The organism is Aliidongia sp. (genome assembly GCF_035943795.1).
In the GTDB taxonomy this organism is placed as follows: domain Bacteria; phylum Pseudomonadota; class Alphaproteobacteria; order ATCC43930; family CGMCC-115725; genus Aliidongia.
Genome location: NZ_DASZBY010000157.1, coordinates 17,351 through 35,443 on the forward strand (window position 1 = coordinate 17,351; position 18,093 = coordinate 35,443).

The following is an 18,093-nucleotide window of genomic DNA, read 5'->3' on the forward strand; positions in this document are numbered from 1 at the left end:
CCCGTGGCCGGCCTCGTCGAACGTCCGGTCCCCTCATCGGGTCGCCCGCCTGGAGTCCTCAACCGTGTGGCTCGTCCGCATCGCGCTAAGCCGACCCTATACCTTCATCGTGCTGGCGCTGGTGATCCTGATCATCAGTCCGATCGTCATCCTGCGCACGCCGACCGACATTTTTCCGAACATCAACATCCCGGTCATCGCCGTGTCGTGGGGCTATACGGGATTGAACGCGGAAGAGATGGAGGGACGGCTGACCTCTGGGTTCGAGCGTGGCCTGACCACGACGGTCGACAATATCGAACACATCGAATCGACGACGCTCAACGGCCAGGCGATCATCAAGGTCTTCCTGCAGCCGGGCTCGAGCCTGGATACGGCGAATGCGCAGATCACCGCAGTCTCCCAGACCCAGCTGCGCAGCATGCCGACCGGCACCCAGCCGCCGCTCATCATCAACTACAGCCCGTCGAGCGTGCCGATCCTGCAGTTGGGCATCTCGGGCGCGGGCCTGTCGGAACAGCGGCTCAACGACCTGACCGTGAATTTCGTGCGCCCGCAGCTCGTCACGGTGCCGGGCGCGGTCATTCCCTATCCGTTCGGCGGCAAGCAACGCCAGGTTATGGTCAATTCGAACCCGCGCCTGCTGCTATCAAAAGGCCTGACGCCTGGCGACATCCTGACCGCAATCGCGGCGCAAAATCTGGTGCTGCCGTCTGGTACCGCCAAGATCGGCCAGATGGAATACGACGCCCGGCTGAACGGCGCACCCCGCACCATCGCCGAACTGAACGACATACCGGTGAAGGTCGTCGGCAATTCGACGATCTATCTGCGCGATGTCGCCACCGTCAGCGACGGCTTCACGCCGCAGACCAACGTCGTGCGCCAGGACGGCCAGCGTGGCGTGCTGCTCAGCATCCTCAAGGCAGGCACCGCATCCACCATCGACGTCGTGGCGGGCATCCGCCGCTCGCTGACGCGCGTCGCCCAGACGGTGCCGCCCGAGCTGAAGATCGTGCCGCTGTCGGACCAGTCGATCTTCGTCAAATCCGCCGTCGTCGGCGTGATCCGCGAAGCGCTGATCGCGACGGCGCTCACGGCGTCGATGATCCTGATCTTCCTCGGCAGCTGGCGCAGCACGATCATCATCGCAGTCTCGATCCCGCTCTCCATCCTGGGCGCGGTCATCGTGCTGGGTGCGTTGGGCGAGACGATCAACATCATGACGCTCGGCGGGTTGGCGCTGGCGGTCGGCGTGCTCGTCGACAATGCGACGGTCACGATCGAGAACATGGAGCGCCATCTCGAAGAGGGCGAGTCGCTGCAGACCGCGATCCTGGAAGGTGCTGCCGAAATCGGCGCGCCGTCGCTGGTCGCGACCCTGTGCATCTGCGTCGTGTTCCTGCCGATGTTCTTTCTGGGCGGCGTCGCGCGCTACCTGTTCGTGCCACTGGCCGAGGCGGTCGTGTTTGCGATGCTGTGGTCCTACATCCTGTCGCGAACCCTGGTCGCGACGCTCGCGATGTACCTGCTGAAGGCGCACCAGCACAAGGCAGCCAAGTCGCGCAATCCGCTGGTCATCTTTCAGCAGGGCTTCGACCGAGGCTTCAATGCCTTCCGCGACGCCTTCGGCCGGGTGCTGACCATCCTGGTCGCGCGCCGGGCCGTGTTCATCCCCGGGTTCTTCGTCGCCTGCCTGGCCTGTTTCATCCTGGTGCCGTGGCTGGGCCAGGATTTCTTCCCGAATACCGACAACGGCCAGATGATCCTGCATCTGCGTGCAAAGTCGGGTACTCGGATCGAGGAATCCGCCCAGCTGGCCGACAGGGTCGAAGCCTTCGTCCGGCGCGAGATTCCCAACACCGAATTGAGCGGCATCCTCGACAATGTCGGCCTGCCCTACAGCTCGATCAACATGATGCACTCAACCTCGGGCTTCATCGGCGCCGGCGATGCCGACATCATGGTCTCGCTGAAGCCGGAGCATGCCCCAACGGCCGACTATGTGCGCAAGCTGCGGGCCGACCTGCCCCGCGCCTTCCCCGGCATCGTGTTCTATTTCCTGCCGGCCGACATCGTGACCCAGATCCTGAACTTCGGCATTCCGGCGCCGGTCGATATCCAGATCGACGGCGCCGATGTCGAAGGCAATCGGCAGGTTGCGAACCAGATCCTGAGCGATCTGCGCCACGTGCCCGGCATCGCCGATGCGCGCGTCCAGCAGACGTTCGACTATCCGAGCTTCGAGGTCGCGGTCGACCGGACCAAGGCGGCCCAGACCGGCCTGACCGAGCGCGACGTCGCCAACAGCATGTTGAATATCTTGAGCGGCAGCTCGCAGGTGACGCCGATGTTCTTCCTGAACTGGCAAAACGGCGTCAACTACAACATGACGGCGCTGTCACCCCAGTACGACATCCAGTCGCTGCAGGACATCCAGAACATCCCCGTGAGCGCCATCGGCGGCAAGTCCGACCGGATCCTGGGCGACATGGCGACGATCAAGCGGTCGAGCGAGATCCAGGTCCTGACCCATTACAACATCCGCCGGACCGTCGACATCTATGCGTCGGTCCAGGATCGCGACCTGGGCGGCGTCGGGGCGGACATCGCCAGGATCGTCGATGCCCATCGGCCGTCGTTGCCGCGCGGCAGCTTCGTCACCGTGCGCGGTCAGATCGAGACGATGCAGAATTCCTACGTCAGCCTGCTGGGCGGCCTCGCCTTCTCGATCGTGCTGGTCTACCTGCTGATCGTGGTGAATTTCCAGTCGTGGCTCGACCCGTTCATCATCGTCACCGCCCTGCCCGCGGCCCTCGCCGGCATCGTGCTGTTCCTGTTCTTCACCCATACGACCTTGAGCGTTCCGGCGCTGATGGGGGCCATCATGTGCATGGGCGTGGCCACGGCGAACAGCATCCTGGTCGTATCCTTCGCGCGCGACCGGCTCGCCGTGCATGGCGATGCCGTCAAGGCCGCGATCGAGGCCGGTTTCACCCGGCTTCGGCCGGTGCTGATGACGGCCCTCGCCATGATCATGGGCATGGTGCCGATGGCATTGGGCATGGGCGAAGGCGGCGAGGAGAATGCGCCCCTGGGCCGCGCCGTGATCGGCGGTCTGATCGTCGCCACGGTCGCCACGCTCATCTTCGTGCCCGCCGTCTTCAGCCTGCTGCACCGTCGTAGCGCGCCAAAGCTTCAACCCGCAGAATGATCGCCGTCCGCCTTCCCGGATGCGCCGAGACCGGAGCAGCAACATGACGCCCAACGGCAATGGTGAGTTGGACGCGGTCTACGACAACGACCTGCCGAAGGGGGCGCCGCCGCGCCGGTCGCGGCGCGGCCTCGTCATCCTGTTGCTGGTCGTCATCCTGCTGGCTATCGCGGTCTATAGCGGCATCCACGGCCGGATCGAGGCCGAGCATGTCCTGGCCCAGACAACCGAAGCCTCTGCCGTGCCGACGGTCAGCGCGGTCCATCCCGACGTGGGCGCGCCCAACGAGGAACTGGTCCTGCCCGGCAGCACCCAGGCGATCACCGACACGCCGATCTACGCCCGGACCGCCGGATATCTGAAACGCTGGACCTCCGACATCGGGGCTCACGTCAAGAAGGGCGACCTGCTGGCCGAGATCGACACGCCGGAGGTGGATGAGCAGCTGCGCCAGATGCGCGCCGACCTCGAGACGGCGCAGGCCAACCTCAAGCTGGCCGACCTCACCGCCAAGCGGAACGAGGACCTGCTGAAGACCCGGTCGATCGCAACCCAGGAACGCGACAATGCGGTCGGCGCCCAAGCGGCCGCCAAGGCGAACGTGGCCTCAAAGCAGGCGGACGTGGCACGGCTGGAGCGGATGCAGTCCTACGAGAAGGTCTATGCGCCGTTCGACGGCATCATCACCGCGCGCAACACGGACATCGGCGCGCTGATCGACGCCGGCGCCAATTCGGCGGCGCGCGAGCTGTTCCACCTGTCGGCGATCGACAGGATCCGCGTCTTCGTCTCGGTGCCGGAAGCCTATTCCCGCGCGGTCCACCCCGGCGACAAGGCGAAGGTCACGCTCGACGAATTCCCGGGCGAGGCGTTCCAAGGCATCCTGGCACGCACGTCCAACGCCATCGATCCGGCCTCGCGCTCGCTGCTGGTCGAGATCGACGTCGACAACGCCGACGGCCGTCTGCTGCCCGGCGCCTATGCCTTCGTCCATCTAAGCCTGGCGAAGCCGATGAAATCCGTCACCTTGCCGTCCAACGCGCTGATCTTCCGCAAGGAGGGCATCCGCGTCGCGGTGATCCACGACGGCAAGGCGGACCTGGTGCCGATCGTCATCGGTCGGGACTACGGCGACAGGATCGAGGTCGTCTCCGGACTGCAGGCGACCGACGACGTCATTCTCGATCCGTCGGACTCGCTGATCACCGGTACCGCCGTTCGCACCGAAGCCCCGGCACCGGTCGGGGCGCCCAAATGAGGCGATTGCGGACCTTCGCCACCTTCACGACCCTGGCGCTCGTCGCCGGTTGCCAGGTCGGTCCGGACTATGTGAAGCCGAGCACGGCGGTTCCCGAAACCTACAAGGAAGCGGCACCGATCGCGCCGGTCGATGCCGGCGTCTGGAATCCGGCCCGGCCGGCGGACGAAGCTGCCCGCAGCAAATGGTGGGAAGCCTTCAACGATCCGACCCTGAACGCGCTCGAGGAACAGGTGACCGTATCGAACCAGAACCTGAAGGTCTCGCAAGCCCGGTTCCGCCAGGCCCGCGCGATGGTCGGCGTCAGCCGGGCAGCGGAATTTCCGTTGCTGACGACCGTGCCCGGTGTCACCAGCATCAATACGTCCGATAACAAACCCTATCCCTCGACCTCCCATACGACGGGCGATTTCACTCTGCCGCTCGATGCCACCTACGAGGTCGATCTCTGGGGGCGCATCGGACGCAACGTCTCGTCGTCCGGGGACGAGGCGCAGGCCAGCGCCGCCGATCTCCAGACCGTCACCCTCAGCCTTCATGCCGAGCTGGCGATCGATTATTTCAACCTGCGCAGTGCGGATTCCCAGGAGAAGCTACTCGGCGATTCGGTGAAGGCCTTCGCCGACGCGCTGCAACTGACGACCAATCGGGCCAATGGCGGTGCGGCACCGGATTCCGACGTGGCGCAGGCCAAGACCCAGCTCGATACCACGCGGGTCCAGGCAACCGATGTCATGATCCAGCGGGCGCAATACGAACATGCCATCGCCGCCCTGATCGGCAAGACACCGGCCGCGTTCAGCCTGCCGCCGGCGCCATTGACCTTGCACCAGCCGGCCATTCCCGCAGGACTGCCGTCGGAACTGCTGCAGCGCCGCCCCGACGTCGCCGCCGCCGAGCGGCGGGTTGCGGAGGCGAACGAACAGATCGGCATCGCGCGTGCGGCCTATTATCCGTCCCTGGTGCTGGGATCCATCGTCGGGTTCGAGGGTCACAACCCGTCGGTCTGGTTCAACTGGCCGAGCCTGCTCTGGTCGGTCGGCGCCACCATGACCGAAACCCTGTTCGACGGCGGCCGGCGCGACTCCTTGTCGGATGCCGCGCGCGCCAACTACGACGCCACCGTCGCCAGCTATCGGCAGACAACGCTCGGCGCGTTCCAGCAGGTCGAGGACGACCTGTCCGGCCTGCGCATCCTGCAGCAGGAAGCTCAGCAGCAGGACGAGGCCGTCGCCTCGGCGCAGAACTCGCTGCAACTGTTTACCAATCGCTATGTCGGTGGTCGCGATACCTATCTGCAGGTCATCACCGCGCAGACCATCGCGCTCAGCAACGAACGCAATCAGACGGAGATCCTGCGCCGGCGCATGGAGGCGAGCGTGCAACTGATCAAGGCGCTCGGCGGCGGCTGGAACCTGGACTCGCTGCCGTCGCTGACAGATCTGGAAAAGAGCGCCGACGCCGCGCCACCTTGAAAACTCTTCCTCGTCGTTTTCGTGCAGGCGCTACGAACCTTCCCGCTTCCGCCGGTCCAGCACCATCTCGACGAAGGCGCGGGTGACCGCGGGAGCGGCGCTTTCCAGATGCACCAGGCTCAGGGTCGCGCGCGGCGCGCGACCCTCGATCGGGCGATAGGTCACGCCGGGCGCGGCCAGGTGCATCATCGAGGCCGGCACGATCGAAATCCCCATGCCCGCCGCGACCAGGGTCACGGTCGAGCCCATCTGCGGTGCCTCCTGGCCGACCCGCGGACTGAAGCCCGCCGCCTGGCAGGCACCCACGATGTCGTCATAGAGCGCGCGTCCGTTGCGGCGCGGATAGAGGATGAAAGTCTCTTGCGCGAGATCGGCCAGCGCCACACGACGGCGCCGGGCCAGCGCATGGTCTTCCGGCAATGCGACCAACATTTCTTCATGGAACAGCAGATGGGAGTCGAGCCCGCCCGTCTCGCCCGGGACCGGCCGGATGAACGCGGCATTCAGGCGTTCGGTCTGGAACATCGCGATCAGATGGACCGTATTGCCCTCGATCAGTTCGACCTGAACCTCCGGATAGGCCAGCCGATAGTCGCGGATGGCACCCGTGACGAACGGATGGAACGAGGCGGACGAAGTGAAGCCGATGCGGATGATGCCGGATTCGCCACGCGCCGCCCGCCGGGCGTTGTCGAGCGCCTCCCCCGCCTGCTGCAGGATCGCGCGGGCGTCCGGCACCAGCCGCTCGCCCGCCTCCGTCAGGGCGATGCCGTGCGGCAGGCGATGGAACAGTGCGGTGCCAAGCTCGGCCTCGAACTGCTTGATCTGCTGGCTGAGCGGCGGTTGGCTGATGCCGAGCCGCTGGGCGGCGCGGGTGAAATGCCGCTCCTCGGCTACGGCCAGGAAATAGCGGAAATGCCGAAGCTCCATATGCATCACGTATCAGGACAGGCGTTTTTATATATTGGACGGATGATAACGCACCCCCGACACTGCATCGAGAGGTGAGTGAAGCAGCCCGCAGGACGGAGAATGGAATGGCCACGACGATGAGGCCACTCGAAGGATTGCTGGTGGTGGCGCTCGAACAGGCCGTCGCGGCACCCTATTGCAGCTCGCGGCTGGCCGATGCCGGCGCGCGCGTCGTCAAGATCGAGCGGCCAGAGGGCGATTTCGCCCGCGGCTACGATGCGGCGGTCAACGGCCTGTCCAGCTATTTCGTCTGGCTCAATCGCGGCAAGCAGAGCCTGGTCGCCGACATCAAGGATCCGGACGACGCCGCCCTGCTGCATCGGTTGCTGGCGAGGGCGGACGTCTTCATCCAGAACTTGGCGCCCGGCGCGGCCGACCGCGTGGGCTTCGGCTCGCAGACACTGCGTCGACGCTATCCCCGGCTGATCACGGTCGACGTCTCGGGCTACGGCGCCGGCCATGCCTATACCGAAATGAAGGCCTATGACCTGCTGGTCCAGGCCGAGAGCGGCCTCGCCTCGATCACCGGCCACCCGGCCGGACCCGGCCGGGTCGGCGTGTCGGTCTGCGACATCGCCTGCGGCATGGCCGCTCACGCCGCGGTGCTGGAAGCGCTGATCGCCCGCTCGCTGACCGGCGAGGGCAGCCGGCTCGAGGTCAGTCTGTTCGATGGCATGGCGGACTGGATGAACGTGCCGCTGCTCTACGCCGAAGGCACCGGCCGGCAGGTCGAGCGTGTCGGCCTCGCCCACCCGTCGATCTGCCCCTATGGCGCCTTCGAGACGTCCGACGGCAAGCTCGTGCTGATCTCGATCCAGAACGAGCGGGAATGGGCGAGTTTCTGCTCCACGTTCATGGCGGAACCGGAGCTGCCGAAGCAGGCCGGCTTCGGAAGCAACAACGCCCGCGTCGCCAATCGTCCGGAAGTCGATGCCCGGGTTGCCGCGGTGTTTGGCGCAATGACACGCGACGCGGCGGCGGAGCGCCTGCGCGAGGCACGAACGGCCTATGGTTTCGTCAGCGACCTCACGGACCTCGCGTCTCACCCGGCGCTGCGCCGGGCCGCGGTCGAAACCTCGGCCGGCATCGCGTCGATCGTCGCACCGCCCGCGATCCGGAACGGCCAGCAGCCACAGCTTGGCCCTGTGCCCGACATCGGCGAGCATGACCGGGCAATTCGCGAGGAATTCGCCGCATGAGCGCGCCCATCACTGAGGAAGACCTGATCGCGAGCATCGCCGACGCGCTGCAGTTCATCTCCTACTACCATCCCGAGGACTATATCCGGCACCTGACCGAGAGCTATCGACACGAGGAGAGTCCGGCAGCGAAGAACGCGATCGCCCAGATCCTGGCGAACTCGCGCATGGCGGCGATCGGGCATCGGCCTATCTGCCAGGACACCGGCGTCGTCAACGTCTTCATGAAGATCGGCATGGGCGCCCGCTTCGCCACCCATCGACCGCTCGACGAGCTGGTCGACGAGGGCGTGCGGCGCGCCTGGAGGAACGACGTCAACCCGCTGCGCGCCTCGATGGTGCGCGAGCCCCTGTTCGACCGCAAGAACACCGGCGACAACACGCCGGCCAACCTGCATGTCGAGATGGTCGCCGGCGATACCGTCGAGATCCATGTCGCAGCCAAGGGCGGCGGTTCCGAAAACAAGTCGCGCTTCGTGGTGCTGGAGCCCAGCGATTCAGTGGGCGACTGGGTGCTGCGCACGGTCGAGACCCTGGGCGCCGGCTGGTGTCCGCCCGGCCTGCTGGGCATCGGCGTCGGCGGCAGCGCGGAGAAGGCCATGCTGATGGCGAAGCAGTCGCTGCTCGACCCGATCGACATGACCGAATTGCGCGCCAGAGGGCCGGCTTCGAAACTCGAGGAGATGCGGATCGAGCTGTGGGAAAAGATCAATGCGCTCGGCATCGGCGCCCAGGGACTAGGCGGCCTCACCACGGTGCTGGACGTGAAGATCCGCACCTTTCCGGTCCATGCCGCTTCCCTGCCGGTCGGGCTGATCCCGCAATGCGCGGCCGACCGCCACGTGCATTTCGTGCTCGACGGTTCCGGACCGGCACAACTGACGCCGCCGAGCCTCGACCTCTGGCCGGAGATTCCGCTCGACGGTCTCAAGGCCGGCGCACGCCGGGTCGATCTCGATCGGCTGACCCGGGCAGAGGTTGCGACCTGGCGGGCCGGCGAGACGCTGCTGCTGTCGGGCCGGCTGCTGACGGGCCGTGACGCGGCCCATCTCCGCATGACGAAGATCCTGGCCGCCGGCCAGCCGCTGCCGGTCGATTTCCGGGATCGGGCGATCTATTACGTCGGACCGGTCGATGCGGTCGGCACCGAAGCAGTCGGACCGGCCGGACCCACGACATCGACCCGGATGGATCGCTTCACCGAGGCCATGCTGTCCCAGACCGGCCTGCTGGTCATGGTCGGCAAGGCCGAGCGCGGGCCGGCGACGATCGAAGCGATCCGGGTCCATCGCGCTGCCTACCTGATCGCGGTCGGCGGTGCGGCCTATCTCGTCTCCAAGGCGATCAAATCGTCGCGCGTCCTGGCGTTCGAGGATCTGGGCATGGAGGCGATCCACGAGTTCGTCGTGGCGGACATGCCCGTCACCGTCGCGGTCGATGCCCAGGGCACCTCGATCCATCGCGAAGGTCCTGCCCGCTGGCGCACCGCGCCGGCCTCTCCCTGAGAATCGTCATGCAAGCTGTTGACCCCTATGCCGATATCCGCGAAGCCGTTGCGAAATTATGCGCCCGTTTCCCCGGCGAATACTGGCGCAAGCTGGATCGGGGCATGGAATATCCGGCCGAGTTCGTCCAGGCGCTGACCGAGGCCGGATATCTCTCGGTGCTGATCCCGGAGGAATATGGCGGCGCCGGCCTGCCGCTCTCCGGTGCGGCGGCGATCCTGGAAACCGTGCAGCACAGCGGCGGCAACGGGGCGGCATGCCATGCCCAGATGTACACCATGGGCACGGTGCTTCGGCACGGCAGCGACGCCCAGAAGGCGATGTACCTGCCCAAGATCGCCAGCGGCGAGTTGCGGCTGCAGGCGTTCGGCGTGACCGAGCCGACCAGCGGCACCGACACGACGTCGCTCCGCACGGTCGCCCGACGCGAGGGTGACAAGTACATCGTGAACGGCCAGAAGATCTGGACCAGCCGGGCCGGGCATTCCGACCTGATGCTGTTGCTCGCGCGCACCACGGCGCGAGACCAGGTCGCGAAGAAGACCGATGGCCTGTCGACCTTCCTGGTCGACATGCGGTCGGCGTTGGGCCAGGGACTGACCATCCGGCCGATCCGCACGATGATGAACCACAATTCCTGCGAGGTCTTCTTCGACAATCTGGAAGTGCCGGCGGAGAACCTGATCGGCGAGGAAGGCAAAGGCTTCCGCTATATCCTGTCGGGCATGAATGCCGAGCGCATCCTGATCGCGTCGGAATGCATCGGCGACGCGAAATGGTTTCTCGATCGTGCCTCGACCTATGCCAAGGAGCGTATCGTCTTCGGGCGACCGATCGGCCAGAATCAGGGCATCCAGTTCCCGATCGCCAGGGCCTACGCCAACATGCGTGCGGCCGACCTGATGGTGCGGGACGCGCTGCGTCTCTACGAAGCCGGCGCCAATCCGGGCGCAGAGGCCAACATGGCGAAGATGCTGGCGGCCGATGCCTCGTTCGAGGCGGCGAACGCCTGCATCCAGACCCACGGCGGCTTCGGCTTTGCCGAAGAATATGACGTCGAGCGCAAATTCCGCGAGACGCGGCTCTACCAGGTCGCGCCGATTTCGACCAACCTGATCCTGTCATATCTGGCCGAGCACGTGCTGGGCCTGCCCCGCTCCTACTGAGGACGCCCTGCCTTGGACCTGGATCTCTCTGCCCTGCGGTCCTGGATCGGTCGATCCCTGGAGGCCGACGACATCGTGACGCCGCGCCTCGTTGCGGAATATCGGGCGACGCTCGATCCCAATCTGGCTGCCGTGCCGGGGAGCGAGGCCCCTTTGGCGCTCCATTGGTGCCTGGCGCCACCGATCACGCCGCTCTCGGCGATCGGCGGCGACGGCCATGCCGCCAAGGGCGAGTTCCTGCCACCGGTACCGTTGCCGAGACGGATGTGGGCCGGAGGATCGGTCACGACCCACGGGCCGCTCGAGCTCGGCGACCGGGTCCACCGGCGCTCGGTCATCGCCGACGTCACCGTCAAACAGGGCCGGACCGGCACCCTATGCTTCGTCTCGATCGACCACGACTATTCGACCAAGCGCGGCGTGGCCCTGTCGGAGCGGCACGACATCGTCTATCGCGATGCGGTCACTTCCGCGGCAAAGCCGGAGGACGCGCGCGCGCCGGCCAAGCCTCGTGCGGCGGATCTGACCTGGCAGGTCGACGCGACGCCGACCCTGCTGTTCCGCTATTCGGCAATGACCTTCAACGGCCATCGGATCCATTACGACCAACCCTACGTGACCGGGGTCGAGGGCTATCCGGGCCTGGTCGTCCATGGCCCGTTGCAGGCGAGCCTCATGTTCAATCTCGCGGCTGTACTGGGCGACGGCGTGCCCACCGGCTTTCGGTACCGCGGCCTGTCGCCGCTGTTCTCGGGCCAGCGCTTCGCCATACGAGGCATCCGCAATCCTGAGGGCATCCGTTGCTGGACCGAGGATGCGGCTGGAAAGATCTGCATGGAATCAGAGGCGCGAATCGGCTCATAAGAGGCTGACATTAATGAAGATCCAAGACGAAGGTCTGGAAATATCGGGAGGAACGAGATGAAGAATATTCTGGCGGCAGGCATCTTTACCGCGCTCGTGGCGCTCGTCGCCGGGCCGGCATCGGCGGACGAGCCGATCGTGATCAAGTTCAGCCATGTGGTGGCGCCGGACACGCCCAAGGGCAAGGGCGCCGACAAGTTCAAGGAACTGGCCGAGAAATACACCGGCGGCAAGGTGCGGATCGAGGTCTACCCGAACTCGCAGCTCTACAAGGACAAGGAAGAGGTCGAGGCGCTGCAACTGGGCGCGGTTCAGATGCTGGCCCCGTCCCTGGCCAAGTTCGGCCCGCTCGGCGCCAAGGAATTCGAGGTCTTCGACCTGCCCTACATCGTGCCCAGCAAGGCGGCACTGCGCCGGGTGACCGACGGGCCGCTGGGCAAGAGCCTGTTCCAGAAGCTCGAGTCCAAGGGCATCACGGGCCTGGCCTATTGGGACAACGGCTTCAAGATCATGAGCGCCAACAAGCCGCTCAAGATGCCGGCCGATTTCCAGGGCCTGAAGATGCGCATCCAATCCTCCAAGGTACTGGAGGCCCAGTTCAAGGCGCTGGGCGCCCTGCCCCAGGTCATGGCCTTCTCGGACGTCTACCAGGCGATGCAGACCGGCGTGGTCGACGGATCGGAGAACACACCGTCGAACATGTGGTCGCAGAAGCATTACGAGGTGCAGAAATACGCCACCCTGTCCGATCACGGCTATATCGGCTACGCGGTGATCGTGAACAAGAAATTCTGGGACGGTCTGCCGGCCGACATCCGCACCCAGCTCGACAAGGCGATGGCCGAGGCCACGACCTATGCCAACGACCTGTCCCAGAAGGAGAATGACGACGCACTGGCCGCCATGAAAGCCTCCGGCAAGATAACGTTCATCGAGCTTACGGCCGAGGAGAAGGCGGCCTGGCGCAAGGCACTCGCCCCGGTCGCCGACGAGATGACGTCGCGCATCGGCAAGGAAACGATCGACGCGTTCAGGAAAGCGACCGCGGACGCTCCCTGACATCCTGCGCACCGTTCCGGAGCCGCCCTTCCGAGAGTGCTCCGAACCGGTCGTGCTTCAATCGTTGGCGGAGAGAAAGCCAGATGCTGCTTCGGATCCTCGATCGGCTGGAAGAGCTCCTGATCGCGACCATGATCGGCGGGGCCACGCTGATCATCTTCCTGTCCGTGGTCCAACGCTTCGCGGCCGGCGTCCGCTGGCTCTATCCGATCGCCAGCCAATTCGACATGGGATGGGCGCAGGAACTCTGCATCTTCATGTTCATCTGGATGGCGAAGTTCGGCGCCGCCTACGGCGTCCGTACCGGCATCCATGTCGGCGTCGACGTGCTGGTGAAACGGCTCGAACCCCGGCGACAGAAGGCCATCGTACTGTTCGGCCTGATGTGCGGCGTGCTGTTCACCAGCGTCATCGGCACCATGGGCGCCGAATTCGTCTATGGGCTGATGGGCACCGACCAGACGACGCCCGACCTGGAATGGCCGAGTTGGGTCGTCTATCTGTGCATCCCGCTCGGTTCCTACCTGATGTGCTTCCGGTTCCTGCAGGTCGCCTGGCGGTTCTGGCGCACCGGCGAACTGCCGCATCACGATGCGGGCCATGTCGAGGACCTGGAGGGCCAGACCGTCGACATGGGCGCGCCCGTATGAGCGCCGCCCTCATCTTCGGCATCCTGCTGGCCCTGATGCTGACCAGCATGCCGATCTCGATCGCGCTCGGCCTCACCGTCCTCGCGTTCATGTTCACCATGACGCAGGTACCGATCGAGAGCGTCGGGCTGAAGCTGTTCACCGGCCTCGACAATTTCTCGATCATGGCGATCCCGTTCTTCATCCTGGCCGGCACGTTCCTGACGCGCGGTGGCGTTGCGCGGCGCATGATCGCATTTACCTCGTCGCTGGTCGGCCATTGGCCGGGCGGCCTCGGCCTTGCCGGCGTCGCGGCGTCGGCGCTGTTCGCTGCCGTCTCGGGCTCGAGCGTCGCGACCGTGGTCGCAATCGGCTCGATCATCCTGCCGGCCATGGTCGACCAGGGCTATCCCAAACGATTCGGCGCCGGCGTCATCACGACCTCGGGCGCGCTCGGCATCCTGCTGCCGCCGTCGGTCATCCTGGTGCTGTTTGGCGTCTCGACGAACACGTCGATCGGTGCCTTGTTCATGGCGGGCGTCGTGCCCGGCATCCTGCTGGCCATCCTGATGATCGGCATCACGCTGGTCATCGCCTGGCGTCGCGGCTATCCGCGCATGGCGCGGGCGAGTTGGGGCGAGCGCTGGCGCACCTTCCGGGAATCCTTTTGGGGCCTGGCCCTGATCGCCATCGTGCTGGGCGGCATCTATGGTGGCATCTTCACCCCGACCGAGGCGGCGGCCGTCGCCGCGGTCTATGCCTTCGTCATCGCGGTCTTCGTCTATCGCGACCTGCGCCTGCGCGACGTGCCCAAGGTGTTGCTGAGTGCCGCCAACACCAGTTCCATGCTGCTCTACATCATCACCAACGCGGTGCTGTTCTCGTTCCTGATGACGAACGAGCACATTCCGCAGAACATGGCCGCCTGGATCGTGGCCCAGCATTTCGACGTCTGGACCTTCCTGCTGGTCGTGAACGTCGTGCTGCTCGCCGCCGGCAACGTCATGGAGCCGACGTCGATCCTGCTGATCATGGCGCCGATCCTGTTCCCGATCGCGACCAGCCTTGGCGTCGACCCGATCCATTTCGGCATCCTGATGGCCGTCAACATGGAGGTGGGACTTTGCCATCCGCCGGTCGGCCTCAACCTCTACGTCGCGTCCGGCATCGCCCGCATGGGGATCTCGGAACTGACCGTGGCGGTGCTGCCCTGGCTGGTCGCCATGCTGTTCTTCCTGGTGCTGATCACCTATGTCCCGGTCCTGTCGGTCTGGCTGCCTCATCATCTGGGAATGTGAGGATACGCGCATGACCCCTATCGACTCTCTGCCGATTGCCAAGCATCTCGACCGGCTCGACGCCTTGATCGAGATCGATGGACGCCGGATACTCGACATCGGCTGCGGCGATGGCGCGCTCGTACGCGCGCTCGCACGGCGCGGGGCGCTCATGACCGGCGTCGAGATCGATGCCCGCGCCCTGGCCCCGGCACTGGCAGCACCCCCGGTCGCGCTGGAGCGCTATCTGGAAGGCCGGGCCGAATCCCTGCCGCTCGGCGATGCCGCCGTCGACATCGCGATCTTCTTCAACAGCCTGCATCACGTGCCGGTCGACCTGCTCGACACGGCCTTGGCCGAAGCGGCCCGGGTGCTGGTGCCCGGCGGCGTCCTGGTCGCGCTGGAACCGATCGCCGCCGGCTCCTATTTCGAACTGACCAGGCTCGTCGAGGACGAAACCTTCGTTCGGGCAAAAGCCTATGACGCCCTGCGCGCCACTACGCGCCACGGCCTTGTCGCGATCCGTGAGGAAACTTATCGCAACCCTATGATCTTCAAGGATTTCGGCGTATTCGAAGCCCGCATGGTCGCCGTCGATCCGGCCAGGGCGCCGATCATCGCGGAACATGTCGCATCGCTGCGCCAGGCATTCGAGGCGACTGCGGAAAAGAGCGCCGATGGTTACTGCTTCCATCAGCCGGCCCGGATCAATCTGTTTCGAAAAGCCTGAACCCGTCCTCGCTTCGACAGGTGACTGGACTGGCCTTCGTCAGAAGACCTCGCCGACCGGCGGGGTGCCGGCGTCGGGCTGTGCCGCCCAGGCGACCCGGTTGCGGCCGGCATTCTTGGCTTCGTAGAGCCGCGTGTCGGCCAGTTTCACCAGCTCTTCGGCCCCCTGGGTATGGTGCGCCGGAATGATGGTGGCGCCGCCGATGCTGACCGAGACGACGGTGCCGGCGGTCGAGAAGGCGTGGGGCTGCGCCATGGCGAGCACGCTTCGGCGCAGAGTTTCGGCGATCACGATGGCGCCGGCCGCATCCGTCTCGGGCATGATGACGACGAATTCCTCGCCGCCATAACGCGCGACCAGGTCGCTGGGCCGGTGAACGCCCTCGGCAAGGACGTTGGCGACCCGCTTCAGGCATTCATCGCCCGCAGCGTGACCGTAATTGTCATTGTAGAGCTTGAAGCAATCGACATCGATGATGATGAGCGACATGGTCGTGCCCTGACGGCGCGAGCGCAACCACTCGTGCTCGAGCGCTTCGTCGAAGCGGCGGCGGTTCGCGATGCCGGTCAGGCCGTCGAGCACCAGCAACCGCTCCAGCATGTCCTGGTAGCGCTTCAACTGCAGATGATTGCGCACCCGGGCGCGGACGATCGGCGGGCTGAACGGCTTCGTGATATAGTCGATGGCGCCGATCTCGAGGCCCTTGGCCTCATCGGATTCGTCGGACAGGCCGGAGATGAAGATGACCGGGATGCCCTTGGTGCGCGGATCGGCCTTCAGACGCCGACAGACTTCGTGGCCATCGAGCCCGGGCATCACCACGTCGAGCAGGATGAGATCGGGTTCCTGCTCCACGGCCAACCGCAGCGCCGTCACGCCATCCATGGCGAACAGACTGTCATATTCGGCGCCGAGGACTTCGTTCAGAATCTCGATATTCGTCGCCGCATCATCGACGATCAAAATTCTGTGCTTCTCGACCGTCATCCCGCCTCACGTACTGGCCTTGCGGCCCAAACTACGGCCTACGTGCGGAGCTTACTATAAAAAATCGGACAAGAGTCCGCCAAGTCGCCACCTTGCCAGGCTGTTGCGCATCGTCATTTCGCAAGATCGAGGCCAGGCAGGGCTTTGGTATGCTGAGCGCGAACGGCATCGAGCCTGTTCGGGTCCATGCCGAGCGCACGGAGGATGGTCGGAGCGACCTGCCGGATCTCGATCGGATCGCGGACCGTGCCGGGCGTGATGCGGGCACCCGACACCAGGATCGCCACATGGGTGTCGTCGGCGGAGAAGCCGCCATGCTCGGCGATCTTGGCATTGGTCGGCTTGGTATAGATGACGCCCGGCTGGGTCTCGACGAACAGGTCCGGAACCCGTGAGTCCGCGGCGGGATCGGCGCCCCACAGCCGCTTCAGCTCCGGCCCCTGGTAGATGTGACCAATCCCCAATTCATCTTTGCGCGCCATCAGCGCGTCGGCGATCGTTTTCGACTGCGCGCCATCGGTCAACCAGAGCAGGCCGACGTCGTCCAGCGTCGCATGGGCCAGCCCGCCCTTGACCGCCTCGTCGACCGCCTTGGTCAGGCTCTTGCCGTCGATCTTGCGCACGAGCTTCGGGTCGACCGGCGAATTGCCGTGCTTGCTCGCCAGGATCAGCAGCGTCCCGTCGTAGAGGCCGGCCGCCTTGAGTGCCGAGACCACGACGCCCAGCGACCGATCCGTATGCGCCAGGCCTTCGGCCAGATCGGGACTCGGGGTGAAGGCGGCATCGATATAACCGGCATATTTCTGGCCGACGCTGACTGCCTGGAAATTCATGCCGAAGACGGCAGGAACCGCGATCTTGCGGATGCCGGCATGGTCCAGCCCGTTGATCTCGCGGACCAGGGCGGCCACGCGCAGGTCGTCGTTCGCCTCGGCTTTCCGCACGTCGTGATCCTGGGCGCCGGCCGCGATCTCCGGTGCATAGAAATCCGCGAGGCCGGTGCCGCTGCGTCCCTTCAGGATGTCGTAGGCCGGATGCTTGTCGAGCCAGGCGCCCGTCAGGCCGGCGGCCGTGACGACGTCGAATACCGTGTTGCTGCGGAGATAGGCATGGGGCCAGACCGGTTTGCAGCCCGCTTTAGGATCGCGCGGCAGCTTCGCCTCGTCGATGCCGCCGCCGGCGTCGAGGGCTTCGGCGTCGACGTCGATCTCTTCATCGAAATCGGCCGACGCGCCGATCTTGGTGCAATCCGAGCCGGCGGGTGACAGGGCCCGATCCCACGACGCGTCATAATAGATCCCCGTTGCCGACGGGGTGCCGCCGGTGACCATCGCCAGCATGCCGGGGAAGCTGTCCGACGGCCTGGTGGTCTGGGCGTTCTCGTAGATCTTGCCGCGGCCCGCGAGCTGGGCCAGCACCGAACGGCCGTTGGCGTCGATGAAGCGTTTCAGGTCGGCCTGGTGCAGCCCGTCGATCGAGATCAACAGCACGTGCCGATAGCTGGCCGCGCCGGCGGGGCTGCCCATCAGCCCTGTCGCAGCAAGTGCTGCGCCCACGGCGCACCGAAACATTCTCATGGCGTTCCCCCACCCTCGATGGCGGCGGACTATAGCCATGCCGGATGACGGTTTTGCGTCAATCGGCGAGCGCGGCAGCGACGACCTTGGCCGCATCGCCGGGCGTGCCCGGGCTGGTGCGCAGGGGTATTTCCTTCAGGAAGAACAGGATGACAAGAGCGAGGAGCGACAGCGCCGCGGA

The 18,093-nt window shown here is 65.6% G+C and carries 14 protein-coding genes; 11 read left to right on the top strand and 3 right to left on the bottom strand.

The window, feature by feature from the left end:
- Nucleotides 1–64 precede the first annotated feature (64 nt).
- From VGV37_RS29980 to VGV37_RS29990, 3 genes are read left to right on the top strand one after another with little or no spacing between them, the layout of a single operon-like run.
- Nucleotides 65–3,214 carry an efflux RND transporter permease subunit gene (locus VGV37_RS29980; RefSeq protein WP_326883549.1) on the top strand — a complete coding sequence of 1,050 codons (3,150 nt, stop codon included), beginning with the start codon at nucleotides 65–67 and terminating at the stop codon, nucleotides 3,212–3,214.
- A 43-nt stretch (nucleotides 3,215–3,257) separates the two neighbouring features.
- The gene (locus tag VGV37_RS29985; protein ID WP_326883550.1) at nucleotides 3,258–4,472 is read left to right on the top strand and encodes an efflux RND transporter periplasmic adaptor subunit; all 1,215 of its coding nucleotides are present in this window, start codon (nucleotides 3,258–3,260) and stop codon (nucleotides 4,470–4,472) included.
- Nucleotides 4,469–5,947, top strand: coding sequence for an efflux transporter outer membrane subunit (locus tag VGV37_RS29990; RefSeq protein ID WP_326883551.1), 1,479 nt, complete (start codon nucleotides 4,469–4,471; stop codon nucleotides 5,945–5,947). The genes VGV37_RS29985 and VGV37_RS29990 overlap by 4 nt, the downstream gene beginning before the upstream one ends.
- Nucleotides 5,948–5,977: 30 nt before the next feature.
- Here VGV37_RS29990 and VGV37_RS29995 read toward each other — a convergent pair whose 3' ends face one another.
- Nucleotides 5,978–6,877, bottom strand: coding sequence for a LysR family transcriptional regulator (locus VGV37_RS29995; RefSeq protein ID WP_326883552.1), 900 nt, complete (start codon nucleotides 6,875–6,877; stop codon nucleotides 5,978–5,980).
- 107 nt (nucleotides 6,878–6,984) lie between these two features.
- Here VGV37_RS29995 and VGV37_RS30000 point away from each other — a divergent pair, with 107 nt between their 5' ends.
- The 8 genes from VGV37_RS30000 to VGV37_RS30035 all read left to right on the top strand — a co-directional run bounded on the left by VGV37_RS30000 (nucleotide 6,985) and on the right by VGV37_RS30035 (nucleotide 15,348).
- Nucleotides 6,985–8,118, top strand: a complete 1,134-nt coding sequence (locus tag VGV37_RS30000; RefSeq protein WP_326883553.1) for a CaiB/BaiF CoA-transferase family protein — start codon at nucleotides 6,985–6,987, stop codon at nucleotides 8,116–8,118.
- The gene (locus VGV37_RS30005; protein ID WP_326883554.1) at nucleotides 8,115–9,623 is read left to right on the top strand and encodes a fumarate hydratase; all 1,509 of its coding nucleotides are present in this window, start codon (nucleotides 8,115–8,117) and stop codon (nucleotides 9,621–9,623) included. Before VGV37_RS30000 ends, VGV37_RS30005 begins: the two co-directional genes overlap by 4 nt.
- Before the next feature lie 8 nt (nucleotides 9,624–9,631).
- Complete coding sequence (locus VGV37_RS30010; protein WP_326883555.1) at nucleotides 9,632–10,789, top strand: acyl-CoA dehydrogenase family protein; 1,158 nt, start codon at nucleotides 9,632–9,634, stop codon at nucleotides 10,787–10,789.
- Between the two features lie 12 nt (nucleotides 10,790–10,801).
- Nucleotides 10,802–11,653, top strand: coding sequence for an FAS1-like dehydratase domain-containing protein (locus VGV37_RS30015; protein ID WP_326883556.1), 852 nt, complete (start codon nucleotides 10,802–10,804; stop codon nucleotides 11,651–11,653).
- A gap of 57 nt (nucleotides 11,654–11,710) precedes the next feature.
- Nucleotides 11,711–12,712 carry a TRAP transporter substrate-binding protein gene (locus VGV37_RS30020; protein ID WP_326883557.1) on the top strand — a complete coding sequence of 334 codons (1,002 nt, stop codon included), beginning with the start codon at nucleotides 11,711–11,713 and terminating at the stop codon, nucleotides 12,710–12,712.
- Between the two features lie 83 nt (nucleotides 12,713–12,795).
- Nucleotides 12,796–13,362 carry a TRAP transporter small permease gene (locus tag VGV37_RS30025; protein ID WP_326883558.1) on the top strand — a complete coding sequence of 189 codons (567 nt, stop codon included), beginning with the start codon at nucleotides 12,796–12,798 and terminating at the stop codon, nucleotides 13,360–13,362.
- A complete protein-coding gene (locus VGV37_RS30030; protein ID WP_326883559.1) occupies nucleotides 13,359–14,639 on the top strand; it encodes a TRAP transporter large permease subunit in 1,281 nt (426 codons plus the stop codon). Before VGV37_RS30025 ends, VGV37_RS30030 begins: the two co-directional genes overlap by 4 nt.
- 10 nt (nucleotides 14,640–14,649) lie before the next feature.
- The gene (locus VGV37_RS30035) at nucleotides 14,650–15,348 is read left to right on the top strand and encodes a class I SAM-dependent methyltransferase (protein ID WP_326883560.1); all 699 of its coding nucleotides are present in this window, start codon (nucleotides 14,650–14,652) and stop codon (nucleotides 15,346–15,348) included.
- Nucleotides 15,349–15,387: 39 nt separating this feature from the next.
- Here the strand turns inward: VGV37_RS30035 and VGV37_RS30040 are convergent, their stop codons facing one another.
- Nucleotides 15,388–16,335: a diguanylate cyclase gene (locus VGV37_RS30040; protein ID WP_326883561.1), complete on the bottom strand. Its 948-nt coding sequence runs from the start codon at nucleotides 16,333–16,335 to the stop codon at nucleotides 15,388–15,390.
- Between the two features lie 113 nt (nucleotides 16,336–16,448).
- Nucleotides 16,449–17,912 (bottom strand): alkaline phosphatase family protein, encoded by a 1,464-nt coding sequence (locus VGV37_RS30045; protein WP_326883562.1) that lies wholly within the window; start codon nucleotides 17,910–17,912, stop codon nucleotides 16,449–16,451.
- Nucleotides 17,913–18,093: the final 181 nt, after the last annotated feature.